The sequence below is a fragment of the Flavobacterium sp. ACN6 genome, assembly GCF_002304005.1.
Lineage (GTDB): Bacteria > Bacteroidota > Bacteroidia > Flavobacteriales > Flavobacteriaceae > Flavobacterium.
This window is the reverse complement of record NZ_MRCQ01000017.1, coordinates 1-22572: the sequence shown is the minus strand read 5'-3', so window position 1 is coordinate 22572 and position 22572 is coordinate 1. Positions and strand designations below refer to the sequence as shown.

21 protein-coding genes are annotated in these 22572 nt (G+C 32.8%); 13 read left to right on the top strand and 8 right to left on the bottom strand.

Annotated elements, in window-relative coordinates:
- Nucleotides 1-32: 32 nt before the first annotated feature.
- On the top strand, nucleotides 33-2423 hold the full coding sequence (locus BSF42_RS20120; protein ID WP_095954889.1) for a penicillin acylase family protein: 2391 nt from the start codon (nucleotides 33-35) through the stop codon (nucleotides 2421-2423).
- Nucleotides 2424-2489: 66 nt separating this feature from the next.
- The gene (locus BSF42_RS20115) at nucleotides 2490-4187 is read left to right on the top strand and encodes an RDD family protein (protein ID WP_095954888.1); all 1698 of its coding nucleotides are present in this window, start codon (nucleotides 2490-2492) and stop codon (nucleotides 4185-4187) included.
- 127 nt (nucleotides 4188-4314) lie between these two features.
- Here BSF42_RS20115 and BSF42_RS20110 read toward each other — a convergent pair whose 3' ends face one another.
- From BSF42_RS20110 to BSF42_RS20090, 5 genes are all read right to left on the bottom strand, one after another.
- Nucleotides 4315-4764, bottom strand: a complete 450-nt coding sequence (locus BSF42_RS20110) for a hypothetical protein (RefSeq protein ID WP_095954887.1) — start codon at nucleotides 4762-4764, stop codon at nucleotides 4315-4317.
- Nucleotides 4765-4917: 153 nt separating this feature from the next.
- Nucleotides 4918-6378 carry a serine hydrolase gene (locus BSF42_RS20105; protein WP_095954886.1) on the bottom strand — a complete coding sequence of 487 codons (1461 nt, stop codon included), beginning with the start codon at nucleotides 6376-6378 and terminating at the stop codon, nucleotides 4918-4920.
- A 246-nt stretch (nucleotides 6379-6624) separates the two neighbouring features.
- Nucleotides 6625-7176, bottom strand: a complete 552-nt coding sequence (locus BSF42_RS20100; protein WP_095954885.1) for a nuclear transport factor 2 family protein — start codon at nucleotides 7174-7176, stop codon at nucleotides 6625-6627.
- Between the two features lie 10 nt (nucleotides 7177-7186).
- Nucleotides 7187-8020, bottom strand: coding sequence for an alpha/beta fold hydrolase (locus tag BSF42_RS20095; RefSeq protein WP_095954884.1), 834 nt, complete (start codon nucleotides 8018-8020; stop codon nucleotides 7187-7189).
- 85 nt (nucleotides 8021-8105) lie between these two features.
- A complete protein-coding gene (locus BSF42_RS20090) occupies nucleotides 8106-8711 on the bottom strand; it encodes a GNAT family N-acetyltransferase (protein WP_095954959.1) in 606 nt (201 codons plus the stop codon).
- Nucleotides 8712-9148: 437 nt separating this feature from the next.
- Here BSF42_RS20090 and BSF42_RS20085 point away from each other — a divergent pair, with 437 nt between their 5' ends.
- Nucleotides 9149-10489 (top strand): NAD(P)/FAD-dependent oxidoreductase, encoded by a 1341-nt coding sequence (locus BSF42_RS20085; protein ID WP_095954883.1) that lies wholly within the window; start codon nucleotides 9149-9151, stop codon nucleotides 10487-10489.
- 75 nt (nucleotides 10490-10564) lie between these two features.
- Here the strand turns inward: BSF42_RS20085 and BSF42_RS20080 are convergent, their stop codons facing one another.
- Nucleotides 10565-12082, bottom strand: a complete 1518-nt coding sequence (locus BSF42_RS20080; RefSeq protein WP_095954882.1) for a helicase HerA-like domain-containing protein — start codon at nucleotides 12080-12082, stop codon at nucleotides 10565-10567.
- Nucleotides 12083-12463: 381 nt separating this feature from the next.
- Here BSF42_RS20080 and BSF42_RS20075 point away from each other — a divergent pair, with 381 nt between their 5' ends.
- The 8 genes from BSF42_RS20075 (at nucleotide 12464) to BSF42_RS20040 (ending at nucleotide 18936) form a co-directional block, all read left to right on the top strand.
- Nucleotides 12464-13288: a MotA/TolQ/ExbB proton channel family protein gene (locus tag BSF42_RS20075; protein ID WP_095954881.1), complete on the top strand. Its 825-nt coding sequence runs from the start codon at nucleotides 12464-12466 to the stop codon at nucleotides 13286-13288.
- Between the two features lie 42 nt (nucleotides 13289-13330).
- The gene (locus BSF42_RS20070; RefSeq protein WP_095954880.1) at nucleotides 13331-13942 is read left to right on the top strand and encodes a biopolymer transporter ExbD; all 612 of its coding nucleotides are present in this window, start codon (nucleotides 13331-13333) and stop codon (nucleotides 13940-13942) included.
- Between the two features lie 19 nt (nucleotides 13943-13961).
- Entirely contained in the window at nucleotides 13962-14525 is a 564-nt protein-coding gene (locus BSF42_RS20065) for a biopolymer transporter ExbD (protein WP_095954879.1), read from the top strand.
- Nucleotides 14526-14558: 33 nt separating this feature from the next.
- Entirely contained in the window at nucleotides 14559-15362 is an 804-nt protein-coding gene (locus tag BSF42_RS20060; RefSeq protein WP_095954878.1) for an energy transducer TonB, read from the top strand.
- Nucleotides 15362-15589, top strand: a complete 228-nt coding sequence (locus BSF42_RS22725; RefSeq protein ID WP_095954877.1) for a hypothetical protein — start codon at nucleotides 15362-15364, stop codon at nucleotides 15587-15589. Before BSF42_RS20060 ends, BSF42_RS22725 begins: the two co-directional genes overlap by 1 nt.
- 5 nt (nucleotides 15590-15594) lie before the next feature.
- A complete protein-coding gene (locus tag BSF42_RS20050) occupies nucleotides 15595-16503 on the top strand; it encodes a PstS family phosphate ABC transporter substrate-binding protein (RefSeq protein ID WP_095954876.1) in 909 nt (302 codons plus the stop codon).
- 32 nt (nucleotides 16504-16535) lie between these two features.
- Complete coding sequence (locus BSF42_RS20045; protein WP_095954875.1) at nucleotides 16536-18203, top strand: tetratricopeptide repeat protein; 1668 nt, start codon at nucleotides 16536-16538, stop codon at nucleotides 18201-18203.
- Between the two features lie 100 nt (nucleotides 18204-18303).
- Nucleotides 18304-18936, top strand: coding sequence for a 7-carboxy-7-deazaguanine synthase QueE (locus tag BSF42_RS20040; RefSeq protein WP_095954874.1), 633 nt, complete (start codon nucleotides 18304-18306; stop codon nucleotides 18934-18936).
- A gap of 75 nt (nucleotides 18937-19011) precedes the next feature.
- Here the strand turns inward: BSF42_RS20040 and BSF42_RS20035 are convergent, their stop codons facing one another.
- Together BSF42_RS20035 and BSF42_RS20030 are read right to left on the bottom strand one after the other, a co-directional pair.
- On the bottom strand, nucleotides 19012-19557 hold the full coding sequence (locus tag BSF42_RS20035; RefSeq protein ID WP_095954873.1) for a YfiT family bacillithiol transferase: 546 nt from the start codon (nucleotides 19555-19557) through the stop codon (nucleotides 19012-19014).
- Between the two features lie 20 nt (nucleotides 19558-19577).
- The gene (locus BSF42_RS20030; protein WP_095954872.1) at nucleotides 19578-20285 is read right to left on the bottom strand and encodes a bifunctional 2-polyprenyl-6-hydroxyphenol methylase/3-demethylubiquinol 3-O-methyltransferase UbiG; all 708 of its coding nucleotides are present in this window, start codon (nucleotides 20283-20285) and stop codon (nucleotides 19578-19580) included.
- 71 nt (nucleotides 20286-20356) lie between these two features.
- Here BSF42_RS20030 and BSF42_RS20025 point away from each other — a divergent pair, with 71 nt between their 5' ends.
- Both BSF42_RS20025 and BSF42_RS20020 read left to right on the top strand, forming a co-directional pair.
- Nucleotides 20357-20851: a YkgJ family cysteine cluster protein gene (locus BSF42_RS20025; protein WP_095954958.1), complete on the top strand. Its 495-nt coding sequence runs from the start codon at nucleotides 20357-20359 to the stop codon at nucleotides 20849-20851.
- A 102-nt stretch (nucleotides 20852-20953) separates the two neighbouring features.
- The gene (locus BSF42_RS20020) at nucleotides 20954-22189 is read left to right on the top strand and encodes an ABC transporter permease (protein ID WP_095954871.1); all 1236 of its coding nucleotides are present in this window, start codon (nucleotides 20954-20956) and stop codon (nucleotides 22187-22189) included.
- Nucleotides 22190-22572 lie beyond the last annotated feature (383 nt).

The window sequence follows — 22572 nt, the reverse complement described above, 5'->3', positions numbered from 1 at the left end:
TACAAACCTCACTGTTATACTTTTTGCAAGATATGAGAAGATTTAAAAAATTTCTGCTGGTTTTATTGGTACTTATAGTTGTAGTTGGAATTGGTTTATGCGCCTACATCTTTCATTTAAAACCAAAATACGAAGGCGAACTGCAATTGAAAAATCTTCAGGCAGAGACAACGGTTTATTTTGATGATTTTGGTGTGCCTCATATTTATGCCGATTCTGAAAAAGATGCCATGACCGCACTTGGTTATGTTCATGCGCAGGAAAGATTATGGCAGATGGAATTACTTCGCAGAATTGCGCCAGGAAGATTATCTGAAATCTTCGGATCTGTTGCACTTCAAAACGATAAATTTTTTGCTGGTATTGGAATCGAAGAAGCTTCCGCGAAAGCGATTGCCCAATTAGATAAAAATAGTGAAAATTATAAATTGACTCAGGCTTATCTGGATGGAATAAATCAATATTTAGAAGATGGACCAACTCCAATCGAATTTACTTTGGTCGGCGTAAAAAAGCAGAAGTTTACCATAAACGATGTTTACAATATATTTGGATATATGTCTTTTAGTTTTGCAATGGCTCAAAAAACAGATCCATTATTAACAGATATTAAAAATAAATACGGTGCTGCCTATTTGAAAGATTTAGGGATTGAAGGGGAATTTAATACTACCAGAATTAAAATTTCAAAAGAAAATATTGAAGATTATACTGAAGTTTCAAAATCGATTACTGCGATGCTGGATCAATCGCCAATTCCACCATTTATCGGCAGTAACAGCTGGGTTGTTGGACCGCATAAATCTAAAAACGGGAAAGTAATCTTTGCAAACGATCCGCATATTGGATTTTCGCAGCCTGCTACCTGGTACGAAGCTCACATAGTTACACCAAAGCACGAATTATACGGCTGTTATTTGGCAGGAACTCCGTTTCCTCTTTTGGCTCATAATCGCGATTATGCTTATGGATTAACAATGTTTGAAAATGATGACATCGATTTTTATCAGGAAAAAAATAAAGATGGTGATGCCAGTCAATATCAAACGCCTACGGGTTTCAGTAAATATGAAATTCGAAAAAAAGTAATTAAAATAAAAGATTCTTCGGATGTGGTTTTGACCGTAAAATCGAGCCGACATGGCCCAATTATGAATGATTTCATGGAACGATTGGAAAAGAAAAATCCAATTGCGATGTTATGGACTTATACGAATCAGCCTATTCAGATTTTAGATGCTGTCTACGGACTATCTCATGCAAAAAATAAGGACGAATTTAGAAATGCTGTAAAACTTGTTGCAGCGCCTGGATTGAACGTGATGTACGGAGACGCCAAAGGAAATGTAGCTTGGTGGGCAACTGGAAAATTGTATAAACACAATGAAGGCGTAAATACACATTTAATCTTAGATGGTTCAAACGGCAAAGATGATATTACGGAATATTTAGATTTTGATAAAAATCCGTCTTCCGAAAATCCGAAATGGGGATATGTTTATTCTGCGAATAATCAGCCGGAAGCTATAGACAATGGTTATTTGTATCCTGGATATTATCTGCCTGAAGATCGAGCAAAAAGAATTTCAGGAATTTTAGATGCAAAATCAGATTGGGATAAAGAAGCCATCAGTAAAATGATTTACGACAATACTTCTGATGTTGCGGTTGATGTCGTTAAGAATTTAATTTTGAATATAGATCTTAATTCTCTTTCATCCCAAGAAAAAGAAGCGGTGAAAGTTTTACAATCATGGAAAGGCACAACCAATTTAGATGATGCTGCGCCAACCATTTACAACAAATGGATTTATTTATATCTAAAAAATACTTTTGAAGATGAAATGGGAAAAGAAAACTTCAATCTCTTTTTAGGGATTTCTATCGGAAAACAAGTTATTGCCAACCAAATTAAAAATGAAAATTCGGTTTGGTGGGATAATATCAAAACCAAAAATGTAAAAGAAACCAGAAAACAAATTGTCTCAAAATCTTTTCATGATGCTATTACAGCTTTGCAAAAGCAATTAGGAAATACAATTTCAGATTGGAAATGGGGAGAAGTTCACACCGTTGAGCACGAACATCCGTTAGGAAAAGTGGCTGCACTTCGCGGTTTATTTAATGTCGGGCCTTTTAATTCTCCAGGTTCAAATGAAGTAATTAATAATTTATTTTTCGGATTTAACGATGAGGGGAAATATTATATCAAAGGTGGCCCTTCAACAAGACGAATTGTTGACTTTTCTGATGTTGAAAACAGCTGGAGCATTTTACCAACAGGACAATCCGGGAATCCTTTCAGCAAACATTACGACGATCAGGCCGAAATGTACAACGCTGGAAAATTCAGAAAAATGAAATTGAATAAAGATGAGATTGTAAAAACTTCGACTAAATTGGTTTTTAAACCAAAAAATTAATAGTTATTGGCTTAATAATTCAATGTTAAATTTATTTGTATATTTTTGAGATTTAAACCTCAAATTATGTACAAAAAAATTACGCTGTTTTCTTTGTTTGTTTCGATTATTGGAATTTTTCTAGGTTTCTACAGAGATTATGATTCTGTTCTTTATATTGTTCTAGAAACTTTTAATGTAAATCTTGTTACTGGATTGAAATTTTTCAACCTAGATGGATACGTTTGGAGATTGTTTTTTAGTTTGATCTTGTTGATTGGTGGATTAGCTTATTATTTTAGCAAAGAAAAAGAAGTTCGATTACTGCGTTTCATGTTTTCTGCTTTATTCGTGCAGTATTCATTGTTTCTTATTTTACGTTTCTACAATTTTTTTACTTTTTTGAAAAGAGATCCAGATTGGAAGTTTTATTTTGGCTTTGTTGCCGCAACTGTAGTAACAATTTTTGTTCTTTACTTTTTGTACAAAAGCCTATTGTATTTAAACAAGTTAAAAGAATTAGATTATGAAACTTTTGTCTACACAGAATCAAGTGAAATTTCATATTTTCAGGTAAACAATTGGTTACGTTTATTTCATCTTATTTTAGATAGTATGCTATTTTTTCTAATTGCATATCAATTTATCTACTTTTTAATGAGATCTCCCTACTTAGAAAGTTATTTAAGAGAAATAGCGAGCCAATTTAGTGAGAGAACACTTTTAATTATTTTGTCGGTTATTTTTAGAACAATTTTCTATTTTACATTTGAATCCTTATTTGGTGCTTCACCTGCGAAATTTTTAACAGAAAGCAGAGTGGTAGATTATTTAGGAGATAAACCATCAAATTCTTCGATTTTTAAAAGAACATTGTTAAGAAGTGTTCCTTTTAATGCGATTACTTTCTTATTTAAGGCAAATTGGCATGATTCGTATTCAGAAACTCAGGTTTGCAAAGAAAAGAGAACTGGAATTACGGGAGTTGTTTATTTTCTAATAATACCGTTGTTTGGAATTTCGTATATAACAATGAATTCTGTTGCAAGAATACATGAAAAAAATATGATGTATAAGTCAGGTGAATTAACGTTTCAAGAAAGTAATGAAAAAATACAGCCAGCTTTAAAAATATTAAATTCAAATTCGCTATTACAATTGAGAAATGTAGATAACGATACGCCTGAAACAAAATTTTTGAAAGTAGAACAGATTTCGGACTCTGAAATTCAATTTTTAGTTTTTAAACTAAGAAGAGGAATTACTTTTACTAATCTTTCTATTCAAAAAGAGCTTAACCTAGCTAAAGATACGTTACAGAAAATAAAAATTAAAAAAGATGATTTACAAAAGATGATTTTAAATTCTTTTGAACAATCTCCAGAATATTACGAAGATGATAAAGAAGAATTCGGTGGAATTTCTAATAATCCTATTTTGAAAGGAGAATATATTGACAAAGTTATTGAGCTGAATTCACCTGACTTAATAGTTTTTGGTATAAGTGTATCTTCTTCAAGTTTAATTTTACAATTACAAAATCAAGGAATTCCAGCAGAAGTTGAATCAATTAATTCAAACGACGCTAAAATAGATTGGCGTAAATTTGAATATTATCCAAAACCATTTTCGATTTATGGATTTATGGAATTAAAGGGTGTAGGAGATATATACAATTATGACTTAAACGTTACAGTAGTAGATAGTTTATACAGAAAGTTTACATATAAAATTTCAAGTAAAAATGATCCTCAGAAAGCGACAATTAGATTAGTGAAAAGATAAGCGAGTCATTGCAAAGAAACAAAGGTTCAAAGCTCTATGATAAAAACCTTTGAACCTTTGTTTCTTTACACCTTTGAACCTTACTAAAAAAACCTTAGCATCTCAGTACCTCAGAACCTCAGTACCTTTACTTAGACACATATTTCCCTTTCACAATATCCGTCGCAAAAATGTTCAGATTATTAATAAGCACTTTATTGTTAGTCATGACATTTTTAGATTGATAAGCCGTATCTTTTTCATAGGCTTTGAGCAAAGTTTCCAGTTCGACTTCATCAAAAACAACAAAGCTGTTGTAAATCGCATCTCTGAAATTTTTATAATTAATGCTTTGGCTGATTTCCATTGTTTTTTGTTCGTTCCATCCTTCTTTTGCAGAAGTTTCGTTTATTTTGGATAGACAAAAATCAATCACATAACTTTTATAATGTGCCGCTTCCACGATTTTATCAATTATAATTCTATGTTGCTGCGATGGCATTGCCGGTGCCGGCGGATTGTTTTGCGATAAAGATTTTGAGGAAATAAACAGACATAATAATACAGTCAGAAAACTGTAGGATTTCAAATTTTTCATAGGTTAATTTATTTTTTTGGGTAGGGCTAAAATAATATTTTAAAAAAATAAATCGGGCAATTTGATTGTTAGAAATTGTAACAAAAAACTCCGATAAAATAGACGTTGAATCTATTTTATCGGAGTTAATTTTCTAAAGAAATTTTCTAAATGTTATTTCGTTTTACTTTTTGAAAGTTCTTCTAAAACTTTTTTTCCAGCTTCATTTGAAGGATCCAATTCAACTGATTTTTTATAATTTGCAATCGCCGATTTTTTGTCGCCGTCTGCTAAATAAGCTTCTCCTAAACTGTCATAAGCATTTCCAGATTTTGGGAAAGTTTCAGTATTGATTTTGAAAACCTCGATAGCTTCTTTCTTTTTTCCGTCTTGTAATAACTGATATCCAACTCTATTTATATCTCCTTCTTTGATCGCGTAAGACGGATCATTTTTTAGTTTTTTATAAGTTTCAGTTCCTGTAGCGGCACCTTTCTCATTATAAACATCTAGTAAATCAAGAGCCAGAGATTTTTTCGGCTGATTAAAAGGCTGATTGTATAATATGGCACGGATACCATCATTCATTTCGCCTAAAATAGTTCCGCCAGTATTGTTTAGTAAAACAATCAGATTTTTATCAGCAGGGTATCTTGAAATAATTGTATTAAAACCATTAATTCCACCGCCGTGTCCAATACTTTTTAATTTGCCTTTATCTCCATTTTCAACTTCTTCAATAAACCATCCGTAACCGTAGGAAGCCTTTCCTGCACTTATGTAAGGTTTGTATAAAGATTCCATACTTTTCTCATTAAGCAGTTTATTAGTGTAAAGTGCCTGATCCCATAAATACAAATCCTCGACAGTTGAGTACAAAGATCCAGCAGCATACGGAAGACTCATATCGATATAAGCTGCATTTACGATTTGTTTACCGTGTTTTTCATAACCTGCTGCTCTGTTTTTTAAAATTACATCGCTGTGATCGTAACCGGAATTGACCATTTTTAAAGGCGTCAGAACGATTTCTTGTAAATATTGTTCGTATGTTTTGCCTGAAACTTTTTCAATAATGTAGCCCAATAAGAAATAACCAGAATTGCTGTAATTGAATTTTTCGCCTGGCGTGAATTCAAGCGGTAAACTTGAAAACGTTTTTACAAATTCTTCTGGAGTATAAGGATTTCGAGCTTTATCCTTAAAGAAATTTGGCGCAGAAGTATAATTAGGAATTCCAGAAGTATGCGTAAGCAGATGATGGATTGTGATTTTAGCACCATTTTCTTTTGGATAATCTGGGAGATAAGTCGTAATAGGAACATCTAGTTTTAGTTTTCCTTCTTCAGCCAGTTTTACAATTAAAAGTGCTGTAAACTGTTTTGTAATAGAACCCAGTCTAAATTTGGTATCGGGTTGATTTGCGATATTCCATTCCATATTGGCAGAACCAAAACCTTTTTTTAAAATAACTTTTCCGTTAACAGCAACCAAAGCAGAGCCGTTAAATTGTCCGTATTCGTTGTACTTATTTAAAAGTTGTTCAATTTGCTGTGCTTTGTCCTGCGCAAAAGTGCTAACGGCCGAGAGTTGGAAAAGCACAAAGAGCGCAATTAGTTTGATTGATTTTTTCATGATGATTGATAATTATGGTTTTAGATTAATGAAATGATACGTTTTTTTGATTGATGATTGAAACTTGGTAACAAGAAGATATTCAGTATTTTAAATCGAAATTACGGTTTTTTATATGAAATAAATTAATGCTCTCTATAGTTTAGACGATCAACTTTCAAATAGGTTTCAAGATTAATCGCTTTTTTTTCATTTTTTTCAAACTAAAACTTATTTTGAAGGTTTATCGACCATTCCTTTTAATTCTCAATTCTTATTTTTTTGTTCAGTTTGATGATCATAACTAAAAGATCTTCTCAATTTCCAAATGCCGTTTGTTACTATCCAAACGTGGGTAAACCTCGCCGTGCTCCCAAAATTTTCTTTCGCGTTTTCAAGAGATTCATTTTTTCCAACTGATTTTTCATAAAATTGATGAATACCCATTTGCATCGCGCCGTACAAAACACCTCGATTATATAAAGGATAAATTTCTGTAGTGTTTGGAACTAAATATCTTCTAGATTTATAAGTTCCTGTTGAACCACACAAGCCTTTTTTGAAATTTGCTATAAACACAGCCTTGTCAGACATGCCGCCTTTGTCATGATAAAATTCAAGATCGTCACTAAACAGGTTTTCAAACTGTGACATGTCGCAAGTATTAAAGCCAACATTAAAAAGCAGGCTGTCTTTAGACATAATGGTTTTGTACAGTTCTGAATTTTTCCCTTCTTGAGAAAATCCAAATTGGAACTGGAAAAGCAATATCCCAATTAAAATTGTTTTTAACTGGAAAAAAGATGGTTTGATTTTCATTTAATGAGATTTATTTCTTTCCTTTAAAAATATCAACAGTTGAAGTTTTTTTGAAAGGTTCATTGAAGAAACTTAATAACACTAAATTGAAAAGTTCTGTTTTTTCATAAGAACCAAAATGAGTAGCTCCAGGCATTACAAATAAGTTTGAATTTTCAATGTTATTAAAAATTTCAATAGAATGCTCTAACCTAATAGCATCTCTGTCACCAGACATAACTAAAACGGGGCATTTGATTTTTTGTAAATCTTTATCTTTAATATCCGGCTGATACGCTAATAATGTATATAGGTTTTTGGTGTGAGGATCTTTAGTCGCTTTTAAAGTATCCATTACCAATTTGTCAATTTCATCGTAAATGGCTTTTTTGCCAGGAAATAAATTGGCACCAAAAGCAGCAAGTTTAGAGATTTTTTCTGGATGATGAATAGCAAGTAACAACCCCAGAATCCCGCCGTCACTTTGTCCCCAAACATAAGCATCTTTGATTTTTAACGAATCAAGTAAAACGCTTACATCATCTGCCATTTGATTGTAATTTAATTGCTTGTTCGAAGTGTCGACTGATTTTCCATGTCCCCTGCTGTCAATAGCAATAACCTGAAACTGGTTTTTAAAATATTCAATTCTGCGTCCGTGTCCTTTTATTGAACCGCCGTTACCGTGCAGAAGGACTAAAGGTTTTCCACTTCCATAAATTTCATAATACATTTTGATGCCGTTGACCTCTTTGTAATTTCCAGCTTCTTTGTTGTTTCCGTATGGAGTAGAAATTTCTGTCTGAGCGGCAACATTATAAATGTTTAGCAAAATAAAGAATAAAATGGCGATCGGTTTTTTCATGGTTTTGGTTGGATTAGTAGAAAATTGATAATTTACTATTTGTATATTATTTGTTAGACGATAGAAATATTATTTTGTTTCAAATTTATTTTCTTTTAGACAAAAACTCTCCAAAATAATCTCGTTTTGTATTTTCCCATTCCTCCAAAATAATACTGTAATAAACATCGTCTTTGCTGTTTCCCTCAGAATCGACATAATTATTCCGGAACAAACCTTCTTTTAAAGCGCCTAAATTTTCAATGGCTCTTTGCGATCTTAAATTTTCGAGATCTGCACTGAATTGTATTCTTTTAAATTGAATGTTTTCGAAACCAAATTTTAGTAATTCATATTTACAGGCCTTGTTTAAGCCAGTTCCCTGAAAATCTTTTCCGTACCAAGTCCAGCCAATTTCACATTTTTGACTCGCATGATTTAAATAGCCGTAACGTGAGCTTCCGGCAACCTTATTTGTGGTTTTGTCGATAATCAGAAACGGATAGCAAATTCCATCTGCTTTTTGTTTCAATGTATTTTGGATGTAATTTTCAAAATCTTGATCGTTTCGAACATACATTCCCATATATTTCCAAATTTCATCATCAAAAATGATTTCCTTGAGTTCGATGTTTCTTTCGTTTTCAAACGGAATTAATAATACCTTTTCGTTTTCCAGAATAATTTGTGATTGTAAAATTTCGATGTTCATTGTTAGTCTATAATAAGTTAAGTTTTTTAATAGCTGATTATTTTCTAGCAAAGTCGGAAAGGCGCAAAATAAAATTTAAAAAGAAACGTAAATAACTTTGCGACTCTGCGCCTTTGCGAGATTTGTTGGTCAGTTAATTCGACTTTGGTTTGAGCGAAATTACCCTTTTTAATATTGCTAATAAATCTATTAAAATGCGAATTTGTTATGAAAATAAGTGTTGTATGAGGGAATAGTAACGGCATCTCTCGATCTAGAAAAACAAGGTTTTTTATCCATAGTTTTTGTTAATTGGGAATATAGTAAATAGCCCGACCCGTTCCCGAGGCTTCGGGATCAGCGGGACATGCCCATATAAATCATAAATATTTCCTTTATTTTTAAGCTCTTGTAGAATTATTACTTATTTTTACGATCTTATATTTAGATTTTCCCCGATGCAAACTTCATTAAAAATTGCAGTTGTTGGTTCTGGACTTGTAGGATCGCTGCTGGCAATTTATCTTAAAAAAGCTGGTCACACCGTTCATGTTTATGATCGCAGTCCCGATATTCGAAAAATTAATTTTTCTGGTCGTTCTATTAACTTAGCAATGTCTAATCGGGGCTGGAAAGCACTGGATGCAGTAGGTGTTGGCGATTCGGTACGTGAAATTGCCATTCCGATGGATAAACGGGCCATCCATTTGGTTGACAAACTTAATTTTCAAAATTACGGTCAGGAAGGCGAATCGATTTTTTCTATTTCAAGAGGAAAACTGAACAGAAAAATGATTGATTTGGCTGAAGAAGCTGGAGCTGAATTTCATTTTGAGCAAAAAGTGTGGGATGTAACTTTGAATGATGCAACTTTACATATTGGCGAGAGCGAAAGAGGCGAGTGGGAAGAACGAAAATTTGATATGGTATTTGGTGCAGATGGTGCTTTTTCGAGAATCCGCCACAGAATGCAGCGCCAGAGCATGTTTAATTATTCGCAGGAATTTTTAAATATGGGATATAAGGAATTAAATATTCCAGCAAATGCAGATGGGACTCATAAATTAGATAAAAATTCTTTTCATATTTGGCCGAGAGGCGAATATATGTTAATTGCGCTTCCTAATCTCGACGGCAGTTTTACGTGTACTTTATTTATGCCTTTTGAAGGCGGGAATTCTTTTGCCTCACTTACAGATCGTAAAATGGTGGAGGATTTCTTTGAGAAAAACTTTCCAGATTCTATTGATGTAATTCCAGAACTGGCAAACGATTTCTTTAAAAATCCGACAAGTACTTTGGTTACCATGAAATGTTTTCCGTGGACATACGAAGATAAAATTGCTTTGATTGGAGATGCCTGTCATGCCATTGTTCCGTTTTATGGACAAGGAATGAACGCCGGTTTTGAAGATATTACTGTTCTAAATGAAATGATCGAAAAATTTGGAGACGACTGGAAAAAAATCTTCTCTGAATATCAAATTTCAAGAAAACCAAATACAGATGCGATTGCTGAACTTTCGTACCGAAATTTCATGGAAATGAGTACCAAAACGGCAGATGAAAAATTCTTACTGCAAAAGAAAATAGAAAAAGTATTCTCAGATAAACATCCAGATAAATGGATTCCGCTTTACAGTCGTGTTACTTTCAGCGACCGTCCGTATGCCGAAGCTTTGGCAATTGGAGATTTTCAAAACGGAATTATGGAAGAGGTTTTAAAATTAGATAACATAGAAAATATCTGGAACTCACCAGAAGTTGAAACTAAAATTCTGGAGTTATTATCTAAATAATTTTCAAAAACAATGTCAATATCAATTACAATTTTGAACATTGTAATTGATATTGATTTTTGACATTGCAATTTTTTATTTCTTAAAAATTTTAGTTAGAACACCAAAAACGCCTCTAATAAAAGTAGCACTAGTTACCACTTTCAAAACAGATTTACCCACAACGCTTGCTGTACTTGGTTCTGCTTTTGTAGACCTTGTTGGAGCTTGTTCTTCTCTTTGAGATGCAGCTTCATTCGCATCGGCTATCTTTTTGTTTAGAATTTCAAAGGCACTTTCTCGGTCGATTTCTTCGCTGTATTTCTTTACTAATTTTGATTTACTGTTTATTTCATCAATTTCAGAAGCAGATAAAATATCCATTCGGCTTTGAGGCGCACGCATCATTGTGGCAACAAGTGGTGTTGGAACACCTTTTTCATTTAAAGCTGTTACTAATGCTTCTCCAATTCCTAAACTTGTTAGTAATTCATCTGTTTTGTAATACTCAGAAGTAGGGTAATTGTCAGCCGTCTTTTTAATTGCCTGACGATCATTTGCTGTGAAAGCTCTAAGCGCATGCTGAATTTTCAACCCTAATTGTGCCAAAACACCGCTTGGAACATCCATTGGATTTTGAGTCACAAAATAAACACCGACACCTTTAGAACGAATTAATTTTACAATAGTTTCAATTTGTTCTAACAGTGCTTTACTGGCTTCATTGAAAATTAAATGTGCTTCATCAATAAAAATAACCAATTCAGGTTGTTCTGCATCTCCTTTCTCTGGCATTTTTTGATAGATTTCCGCCAAAAGACTTAACATAAAAGTCGAGAATAATTTCGGTTTATCCTGTATATCCGTCAAGCGGATGATGTTTACATACCCTTTACCGTTTTCATCAATTCGCATTAAATCATCGGTTTCAAAAGATAATTCACCAAAAAATAAATCACCGCCTTGTTGCTCTAATTCGATAATTTTTCGAAGAATCGTTCCTGTAGTGGCAGTTGAAATTTTGCCATAATTTGCAGCGATTTCTTCCTTACCTTCTTCGGTAATATAATTGATTACTTTTTTAATGTCTTTTAAATCCAATAAAGGCATTTGATTATCATCACAATATTTAAAGATAACCGCGACAACTCCCGCCTGAGTATCATTAAGATCTAAAATTCTAGAAAATAAAACAGGTCCAAATTCAGAAACCGTAGCACGCAGTCGAACTCCATGCTGTTTCGATAAAGACATTAGTTCAACAGGAAATGCAGCTACATTATAAGGTATGTTTATTTTGGTGTGTCTTTCTGTAATAAAACCTTCTTCTTTTCCTTCTTTTGCAATACCGCTGAAATCCCCTTTAATATCCATCATCAAAACTGGAATTCCAGCATTCGAAAGCTGCTCTGAAAAAACCTGAATAGTTTTAGTTTTTCCTGTTCCTGTGGCTCCGGCAATTAGTCCGTGACGATTTAATGTTTTTAATGGAATTTTTACATGCGCTTCCGCAAGTGCCTCACCGTCAAGGATTGCGCCTCCCAGAATGATGCTGTCTCCCTTAGAAGAATAGCCAGAATTTATAGCCGCAATAAAATTATCTTTTTTATTCATGTTTTTATTTGTAATTTAGGTGGTTATATGAGTATTGCTTTGTTTTTGGGCATTTTTATCGTGGTTTTTTTTAGTAAGAAAATGCTTTTTTTGATTGAAATATTAATAAAAAAAAAATTCGCAGCTTTTTAAGAAGATATCAATGGATTCTTTGAATATTTACTAAAACGTTGTAATTTTTCTAAATATCGTCCGTATTTTTGTTTTATCTAAAAAATGGCGCCGGCAATTTAATGAGATATTTTTTAAATTGAAGTTAAATTTCGATCAATAAAATTAAAAAAAGTTTTTTTATTTAAACTAAACGTATAAATTTGCTCCTCTACAAGTTAAATATAACTAAAAAATAAAAATTATTTAAAACTATTAAAATTAAAAAAAATGGCAAACGTTAAAGTTAAAAAAGAAAGCACTTCAAATGGGGGAGGAATGGTTACTGGAATCATTATTGTTGCGTGTATCTTAGTAGGGGTGTTTATTTGGAAAGTAATCATGGGAGATTCTGCTAACTTCGAAGGAGGTAATCCAGAAACTGGACATCCAATCAATACATTAGGTCAAGTTTATAAAGGAGGTTTCATTGTACCAGTATTATTAGGTATGTTTTTAATGGTTGTTGTTTTTTCTATTGAAAGATTTATTGTTATTGGTAAAGCTGCTGGAAAAGCTAACTTAGATACATTTATGAAAAATGTACAAGGAAATATTAAAGAAGGAAACATCGAAGCTGCTATCGCTGCTTGTGACAAACAACAAGGTTCAGTTGCAAACGCAATTAAATCTGCTTTGGTAAAATACCAAGATGTTAAGAAAGAAGGATTCAATAGTGAAGAAGCTTCTGAAGTAATCCACAAAGAAATTGAAGAGGCAACTTCATTAGAAATGCCAATGTTAGAGAAAAACATGACTATTATCTCTACTTTAGTATCTTTAGGTACATTAGGAGGATTATTAGGAACTGTATCAGGTATGATTAAAGCGTTTGGTGCGTTAGCTTCTGCTGGAACTCCTGACCAAGCTGCTCTTGCAACAGGTATTTCTGAGGCACTTATCAACACTGCAACAGGTATCTCTACTTCTATCTTAGCAATTGTTTCTTACAACTTCTTTACTGCTAAAATTGACGATTTAACTTACTCTATCGATGAGGCTGGTACTACTATCGTGAATACTTACAGAAAATTCAGAGGAAGTTTAAGACAATAATTAATTTTTGATATCACTATCAAAAAAATAAAATAAGAGATAATGGCTAAAATAAAAATGAAAAAAAAGTCGACATCGACAGATATGACTGCGATGTGTGATGTTGCATTCCTTTTGCTAACGTTCTTTATTTTGACCGCTACTGCTAAAGTGCCAGAGGCACTTCCTGTAGACATGCCTTCTTCTGTTGCTCAAACTAAATTGCCAGATACTGATTTGGCTATTATTACAGTAGGAAAAGGGAAAGTGTTTTTTGACATCAAAGGAAGAGAAGTTCGTAAAAGAACTCTTGAAGGAATAGGTGCAAAATATGGTATTGAATTTTCGGAAGAAGATAAAACCAAATTTGCTCTTATGGACGATTTTGGTGTGCCAGTTGCAGGTTTAAAGCAGATCATAGATATGAAAGCGGCGGACAGAACCAAAGCAGACCAACCTGGGATTCCTTTAGATTCATTAGATAATCAATTGAAAGAATGGCTTCTAATTTCTAGAAGAGCTACAATTGATTTGGATAATAAAGAATTGCAGATTGCGATAAAAGGTGATTCAAAAGAAGAATATCCAAAAATCAAAAAGATTATGGATATTTTACAAGATCAGAAAATCAATTCCTTTAACTTAGTTACAGGTACGAGAGGAAGAGACTTTTAATTAAAAAATATACACTAAAATGGCTGAATTAAATACAGGCGACGGCGGTGGTGGTAAAGGTGGTAAAGTAAGAAGTAAAAAGCAGAATTCGAAAGTCGATTTAACGGCGATGGTGGATTTGGCATTCTTATTGATTACATTCTTTATGTTAACTACTTCGTTGTCAAAACCTCAATCGATGGATTTGTCGTTGCCAGATAAAGATGAAAAGAATCCAGAGCAAAAGGATACTAAGGTAGACGAGAATCGTACCATGACAGTAATGTTAGGAGATGATAACAAAATGGTTTATTATATGGGATTATTGGCTACTCCAAAAGTAGGGCCTAAAGATATTACATATGGTAAAGATGGTATCCGTAGAGAATTGTTAAAACAAAAGAAAAATGTTTTAGCTTATTCTACTGCTTTGGGTAAGCCTCAAAATGGTATCATTGTAATCATTAAACCAACTAAAAAATCAAATTACCGTAATTTGGTTGATATATTGGATGAGATGGCAATTTCAGGAGTAGATACTTATGCTATTGTTCCTGAATTTTCACCAGAGGAAACGAAATTAATAGATAAAAAAGCAGAGTAATCTTCTTTATTATCAAATTAAAAATCAAGAGATATGAAATTAGATATTATAAAAAATCAGTGGCTTGATATCGTATTCGAAGGGCGTAATAAGATATATGGTGCATATGAGCTGAGAAAATCAAACGGTAAAACAACTGTGAAAGCGCTTGTTATTGGTTCTCTTATTTTTAGCTTTGCTGTTGCAGCTCCTCTTATTGCAAGCTTTTTACCAGACTCTGAAGAAGAAGTGGTAAATAACGATATTAAAATTGCAACGGTTAAATTACCTCCAAAGAAAAAAGAGGAAATAAAACCAAATCAACCACCACCGCCACCGCCGCCACCAAAAGTGGATCAGGTGAAATTCGTAAAACCAGTGGTTGCGAAGGCTGAAGAAGTTACTGAAGATCCACCAAAAATTGTGGATTTAAAGGACAAAAAAGTTGGTGCTGAAACTATCAAAGGAGATCCAGATGCAGTTTTAACTGTAGATGAGCCAGTTGGAAAAGGACCAGTACAAGAAGTAATTCAAGAAGATAACACTGTATATAATACAGCTGGTATCGAAGTGAAGCCTGACTTTCCAGGAGGAATTGAGAAATTCTACAAATTCGTAGGAAACAATTATAAAACTCCAGAAGAAGAAGGTTTAAAAGGTAAAGTTTACGTTACGTTTGTAGTTGAAAAAGACGGGTCGTTAACAGATATTAAAGTTTTAAGAGATATCGGTTACGGTACAGGAGCAGAAGCAATTCGTGTTCTTAAAAAATGTCCAAAATGGACTCCTGGCGAGCAAAATGGTAAAAAAGTTAGGGTATTATACTCTCTTCCTATTACTATTCAATCTGCAGAATAATGTTAAAAGATATGCTTAATAATATTCAGAAGAAATCGCTCAAAGAGCGATTTCTTCTTGTTTTAGGAATACTGTTTTTTTTAATTTATCTTGTACTCGGTTTAATGATCATGTTTTGGGAAAAACTTCCGCTGGACATGGAACCTAAATACAGATATGCTTTTGGTGGATTACTGATTGTATACTCGGGAATAAGATTTTTAAGATTAATTAATTCAAAAGAATAATAATTATGTGGAGATATAGTAAGGCTGTAGCTTTGGTAGTTTTTGTCTTTTTGTTTGCCATGTGCAACCAAAAAAGCAAGAATGAAACGCAAAAAGAAACCATTTTAAAAGGATCACTTGATGTTGCTGTTGATGAAACAGTAAAGCAGATTGCAGATGATCAGGTTGCTGTTTTTGAAGGCACTTACTATGATGCAAAAATTACAGTTAAGTCAAAATCTGAAGCTGAAGTGATAAATGATTTATTAAATCAAAAAGCTAAAGTGGCAATCACAACTAGAGATTTAACCAAAGAAGAAAGATCTCGCTTCGAAAAAAGCAAAATTAATCCGCGTGTAACGCCAATTGCTCATGATGCTATTGCATTTATTTCAAGCAAAAGCAATAATGATACACTTATTGCGTTGAAAAGTGTAATTGATTTTCTGCAAGGTAAACAAGATGCAGCAATTAAAGGTTTAGTTTTCGATAATCCTAATTCAAGTACTGTTCGTTACATGAAAGAATTAGCAAAGGTTAACGAACTTCCAAAGTCTGGGGTGTTTTCATTTAAAACAAATAATGAAGTAATCAAATTTGTTTCAGAAAATGAGGGAATGATTGGGGTGATCGGTGTCAACTGGTTGTATCAGCCAACTCCTGATATGACAGAAACAATAAAGAAAATACATGTTTTAAGTGTAAAAGGATTAAATGATAATCAATACTACAGTCCTACACAAGATGACCTGGCTTTAGGGAAATATCCTTTGGCACGTGATTTGTTTATTATAAATTGTCAAGGGTATTCAGGATTAGGAATGGGATTTGCTTCATTTGTAGCTGGAGATATTGGACAGCGTATAATTTTGAAGTCAGGATTGTTACCTTTTAAAACTCCGGGACGCAAGATTAAAATTAGAAATAAATTATAAAAGATAAAGAATAAATTAATTACGATAAAAAGATGAATAAATTTAAAATTTTTAGTCTTGCATTAGTAGCTTCGGCGACTGCGGCAACAGCGCAAGACATCAACCAGGCAAAAAAAGCGATTGATGCAGAACAATTTGATAAGGCAAAAACAATGCTTAAATCAATCATCAAATCTAAACCTTCTGATGGTGAAGCAAATTTTGTTTTAGGAAACGTTTATTTAAATCAATCTGTTGTTGACTCAGCTAAAATCTATTTCAATAATGGATTACAAGCTTCAGACAAGAAAAATTTAAACTATATTGGTTTAGGTCAATTAGATTTAGATGCTAAGAATACAACTGCTGCTCAGGCAAATTTTGCATTGGCAACTAAAGATATGAGAAAGAAAGATGTAAATGAGTTTATTTACATCGCTAGAGCATACATGAATTCTGATAATCCAGATTATAAAAATGCTGTTGAAGTATTAAAACGTGCTTTAGTAGTTGATCCTCAAAATGCACAAGCTCTTTTAGCTATTGGTGATGCTTATTATGGATCAAACAATCAAAATGATGCATACAAATCTTACCGTGATGCTTTTACAGCTGACAATACGTTGTTAAGAGCAAAAATGCAATTAGGAGTTTTGTTGAAAGGAGCTAAATCTTATGATGAAGCGATAAAATCTTTTAACGAAGTAATTGCTTTAGATGCTAATTACGGACCAGTTTACAGAGAACTTGCTGAAACTTATTACAAATGGGCTAGAAACAAGCCTTCTACATCTAAAGTTAATTTGCAAAATGCAATTACAAACTACGAGAAATATTTAAGTTTAACAGATTACTCTTTAGATTCTAAAATGCGTCATGCTGATTTCTTAATCTTAGTTAAAGATTACAAGCAATTAGAAACTGTTGCAAATAAAATGATTGCTGAGGATAAAGTAAATCCAAGAATCTTCAGATATTTAGGATATGCTGCTTACGAAAACGGAAATGTTGACGTAGCTATTAAATCTATCGAAGATTTTATCAAAGCTCCAGGAAATAAAGCAATTGGTAGAGATTACTATTACTTAGGATTAGCTAAAATTAAAAAAGGAACTGCTGCTGATGGTACAATAGATCAAGCTGCTTTTGATGCAGGTTTGGCAGATATTAAAAAAGCAATCGAATTAGAGCCTTTAGTAGTTGAAGAATTTGCTGATTTCGGAAAAGAATTGTTTGGTAAAAAACAATATGTTCAAGCTGCTTCAATTTTTGAACTTGGCGCAAATAATAAAGAATCTAAAAATTATTTAGATGATGCTGTTTATTATGGAATTTCTGTTTACTATGGTAATGCTGGTAAACCTGTTGAAAGCCGTGATAAAGTTGCTTTAGAAAAAGCAAATGCTACTTTTGATAAAGTTCTTGAAGCGTCTCCAACATACGATGAGGCTTATTTGTACAAAGGAAGAATCAGTAGTGCATTAGACAAAGATGATTTGATTATCAAAAACTATGAAGACTATGTAGCTAAAATTACTGCAAAAGGTGCAGAGGAAGTGGCTAAACCTGCAACGGCTAAGAAAATCGTTGAGTCTTACAATGCAATCGGAGCTGCGTATGCAAATACTGATAAAGTAAAAGCTTTGGAGTATTTTAATAAAACTTTAGTTTTAGACCCAGCAAATACTTACGCTGCACAATCAATAAAATCTTTAAAATAATCTAGATTTTTAAAATAAATAGAAAACCGATAGTTCAATAAACTATCGGTTTTTTTTGTTCCGTATATTATTGACTATCTTTGCACTTTAAAATAGTATAATGTTATCAAAAGAAATACAATTAGAAGTAAATAAAGGAGCTATGCTTCCTTTGATGGAAGAATTTTATACCATTCAGGGAGAAGGTGCGCATACAGGAAGAGCTGCTTATTTTATTAGAATTGGAGGATGTGATGTAGGGTGTCATTGGTGTGATGTGAAAGAAAGCTGGAATGCAGAAATTCATCCGCCGACAAGTATCGATTTAATTGTTGGAAATGCAGCAAAATATGCTGATACAGTTGTTGTAACGGGAGGTGAGCCTTTATCTTGGGATATGACACTTTTGACAGAACGCTTAAAAGAAAAAAACTTAAAAGTTCATATAGAAACTTCTGGTGCTTTTAACTTATCAGGAACATGGGACTGGATCTGTCTTTCTCCGAAAAAAAATAAACTGCCAACTCAGAGCGTATATGATAATGCTCACGAATTAAAAGTGATTATTCACAATAAACATGATTTTATTTTTGCAGAAGAGCAGGCAGAGTTAGTCAATAATGACGCAATTTTATTTTTGCAGCCTGAATGGAGTAAAAAAGAGGAAATGACACCGCTTATAGTAGATTATGTTATGAATAATCCTAAATGGAGAGTTTCATTGCAAACGCATAAATATCTAAATATACCATAACAAAAAAGTCTCTTCAACCGAAGAGACTTTTTTGTTTACTTGAGGTATACACTAGTGTAAAAAGTGAACACTTTTTTATTTCCAATTTTTGTATTTTTTTAAAGTTGTAATATGGGCTAAATGATGATTTCCGTGCCAGGCATAAGTACCGATTATCTTTTTTATTTTGTTGTCCGAATTATCCGAAGGATGTATGAAAACTTTTTCTAGATCAGATTCCGATAATTTTTTCATTATAAACGCCAATCGAAAGTGGAGTCCTTTTAATAAATCGAGTGTCGGCTGAATAGGCATCTTTAAATTATCATTCAGTTCTGACCAAAGAACTTCATCGTAAGCTTTAATTAGCGGACGATCTTCAGTCAATGCCCATTTAATTCGGATATAACAATTCATATGACTTTCTGCACAATGATGAATAACTTGTCTTACGGTCCATCCGTCTGGACGATAAGGAGTATCAAGTTGTTCATTCGTTAAATGGAGAACTTCTTTTTCTAATCTTTTTGGGAAAGTTTCGATTTCTTCAATTTTTTCTGAAAGATATTCAGGCGAATAATGATCGGGAATTATAAATTTTCCAATAGGATATTTTAACTTTTCTAAATCTAATTCTTGCATAGTTTTGTAATTGAATTGTTTTAAATAGAAAGTTTCGCTAGATAATCATAATGCTCGCCTTCAAGAATAAGTTCGCAGTTCAATCCGTTGGCAATTGCTGCATTTTGAAGAGTATTATAATCCAGATACAACCAGTCAAAAGGTTCTTCCTTGTCGTTTTTATAACTTAAGTTAAAGATTAATTCGCCATAATAATCATTTTCAGACGGAATCCATTTTCCGCCGTCTTCATCTTCATCAAACATATAAATGATATCAGAGCTGTCAATTAAAATTTGTCCGCCAGGATTTAAAAGAGATTTTAATTTGGGTAGGTATTTATTGCAGTCTTTGAGCTTGCCAAAAATACCAGTTCCATTCATTAGAAGTAAAATGGTGTCAAATTTTTCTCCTTCAAAATTCAAGATGTTTTCAACTTTAGCATTTTTAATTCCTCTAAGAAGGCAAGTTTCAATTGCTTTTTCTGAAATATCAATAGCAGTCACATCTAGATTGCGTTCATCTTGTAAAGACAAAGCATGACTTCCTGCGCCACATCCAACATCTAATGTTTTTCCTTTTGCCAGCTGCAAGGCTTTTTGTTCAATTAAAGGCATGTCATTATAAGAACGAAAAAGATATTCAACGCTCATTTCGTCTTCTTCAGAAATGGAAGTTTCGGTAATAATATCTTCGGGCGAGTTATTCGTGTAAAAATCAAATATCGCTTTTCCAAAAAGATCTTTCATTGTTTTAGTCAAAGTTTAAGGTTTCAAGTTCAAAGTTGCTTAATTTTGCAGATCAACTTTAAATGTTAAACTTGAAACAGATTTTAAATAACTTAAGTAAGTTAGCCAAAGATAAGCATATCGAGAATAAAAAGTATTTTGATAAGCTTAAAAAGAAACAACCGAAGAATTTAGATTACATTATGCAAGATTTGCACAATGCAGAATTTAAAAGAACGGATTGTTTAAAATGTGCCAATTGCTGTAAAACAACTGGACCACTGTTTACTTTGGCCGATATTGAACGTATTTCAAAACATTTTAGACAAAAGCCACAACAATTCATTGACCAGTATCTTAGAATAGATGAGGACAAGGATTATGTTTTGCAAAGCGTTCCGTGTACGTTTTTGGATAGTGAAAATTATTGTATGATTTATGATGTTCGTCCAAAAGCCTGCAGAGAGTTTCCTCATACTGATAGAAATAAATTCCATCAAATTTCAAATCTAACTTTAAAAAACGTTGAAATTTGTCCAGCTGCATTTAATATAGTAGAAGAGATGAAAAAGAAACTTCCGTTGTAATAAATTAAAAAATTGGTAATTGTTTTCTAGAGAATCTTGTTTTCTCTTTTTAAGATGTACTTTTGAAAGAAGTAATTATATAACTAAAGAAGCACCTGTAATTTGAATTTAGAATATTTTATAGCCACACGACTTATTACTGCAAAAAACTACAAAAGCAGTATTTCGGCACCCATAATTAAAATTGCTATTTCTGCAATCGCGATTGGGATTATCATGATGATTGTTTCGGTTGCAACTGGAATAGGGCTGCAAAAGAAAATCCGTGATAAAGTCTCTGCATTCAATGGTCAGATTATAATTTCGAATTACGATAATAATAATTCTGAAATTACTGTTGTTCCAATTTCTAAGAAACAAGATTTTTATCCAAACTTTGAATCAGTGCCCGAAGTCAGCCATATTCAGGCAGTAGCAAGTAAGGCAGGAATTATTCGAACTGAAAATGCATTCGAAGGAATTGTGTTCAAAGGAGTAGGAGCTGATTATGATTGGAATAATATTGCTGAATATATAGTTCAGGGTAAATTGCCAGATTTTACCAAAGAATTAAATGAAGACGTTATAATTTCGAGATTTCTTGCAGACCGATTAAATCTTAAAATAGGCGATCAATTCAATACATTCTTTGTTAAAGAAGAACAAGGCAAACTTCCTAATAGCCGCAGGTTTAAAATTGCAGCTATATTTAATTCGGGATTTCAAGATTTTGATGCAACCTATATTATAGGTGATATTCGTCATATTCAAAAAATCAATAAATGGAGTGAAGATCAAATTGGAGCATTTGAAGTTTTTGTAAAAGACTTTAATAATATAAAATCGGTAGGCAATCAGATTTACGAGAAAACATCTTCTAATCTCGATACCAAAACTATTATAGAAAAATATAGCTACATTTTTGATTGGCTTCAGCTATTTGACTTCAATATCATAATCATTTTAGCAGTTATGATTTTAGTAGCGACAATTAATATGGTAGTAGCCCTATTAGTGCTTATCTTGGAAAGAACACAAATGATAGGGATTTTAAAATCTATGGGCGCTAATAACTGGACAGTTCGTAAAATATTTTTATACAATGCCTTCTATTTAATTCTTCGCGGATTGTTCTGGGGAAATCTAATAGGGATTTCACTTTTGTTAATCCAGCAGCAATTTGGAATAATTCAATTGAACCCTGAGAACTACTATGTAAATCAAGCTCCAGTTTATTTAAATTGGATTTATATTCTCTTGTTAAACTTGCTTACCATAGGGATTTGTTTTTTAGTCCTATTAATACCATCCTATATAATCACAAAGATATCCCCAGTAAAAGCTATACGTTTCGACTAAAAGAAATAGGAACATCTCATCAACAACCCGACAGGTTTTCAAAACCTGTCGGGTTTCTTTTTGTATACATATATATGTATAGGATAAATTAAAATCCAATTTTCCCTAGAGACGCCCAGCAGTGCGTCTTATGCGTACTGAAGACACTATTGAAAATCCGATTTGTAAATCAAATCAAGATATTACAGTGATTTCAGGCTGAGCGAAGCAGAAGGCCATTTAATCAGAAAGGAAGTTTTTAGAATTCAAATACCGATTGTCAGGCTGAGCGAAGTCGAAGCCCGCGTCCAATATCCCACAATCCAAGAAAATTGGAATTTGGGTTTTAAAAAATTGGAATTTATTTTTAATTCGGGGCTAGGGCAGTAGTTTTCAAAAGAAGG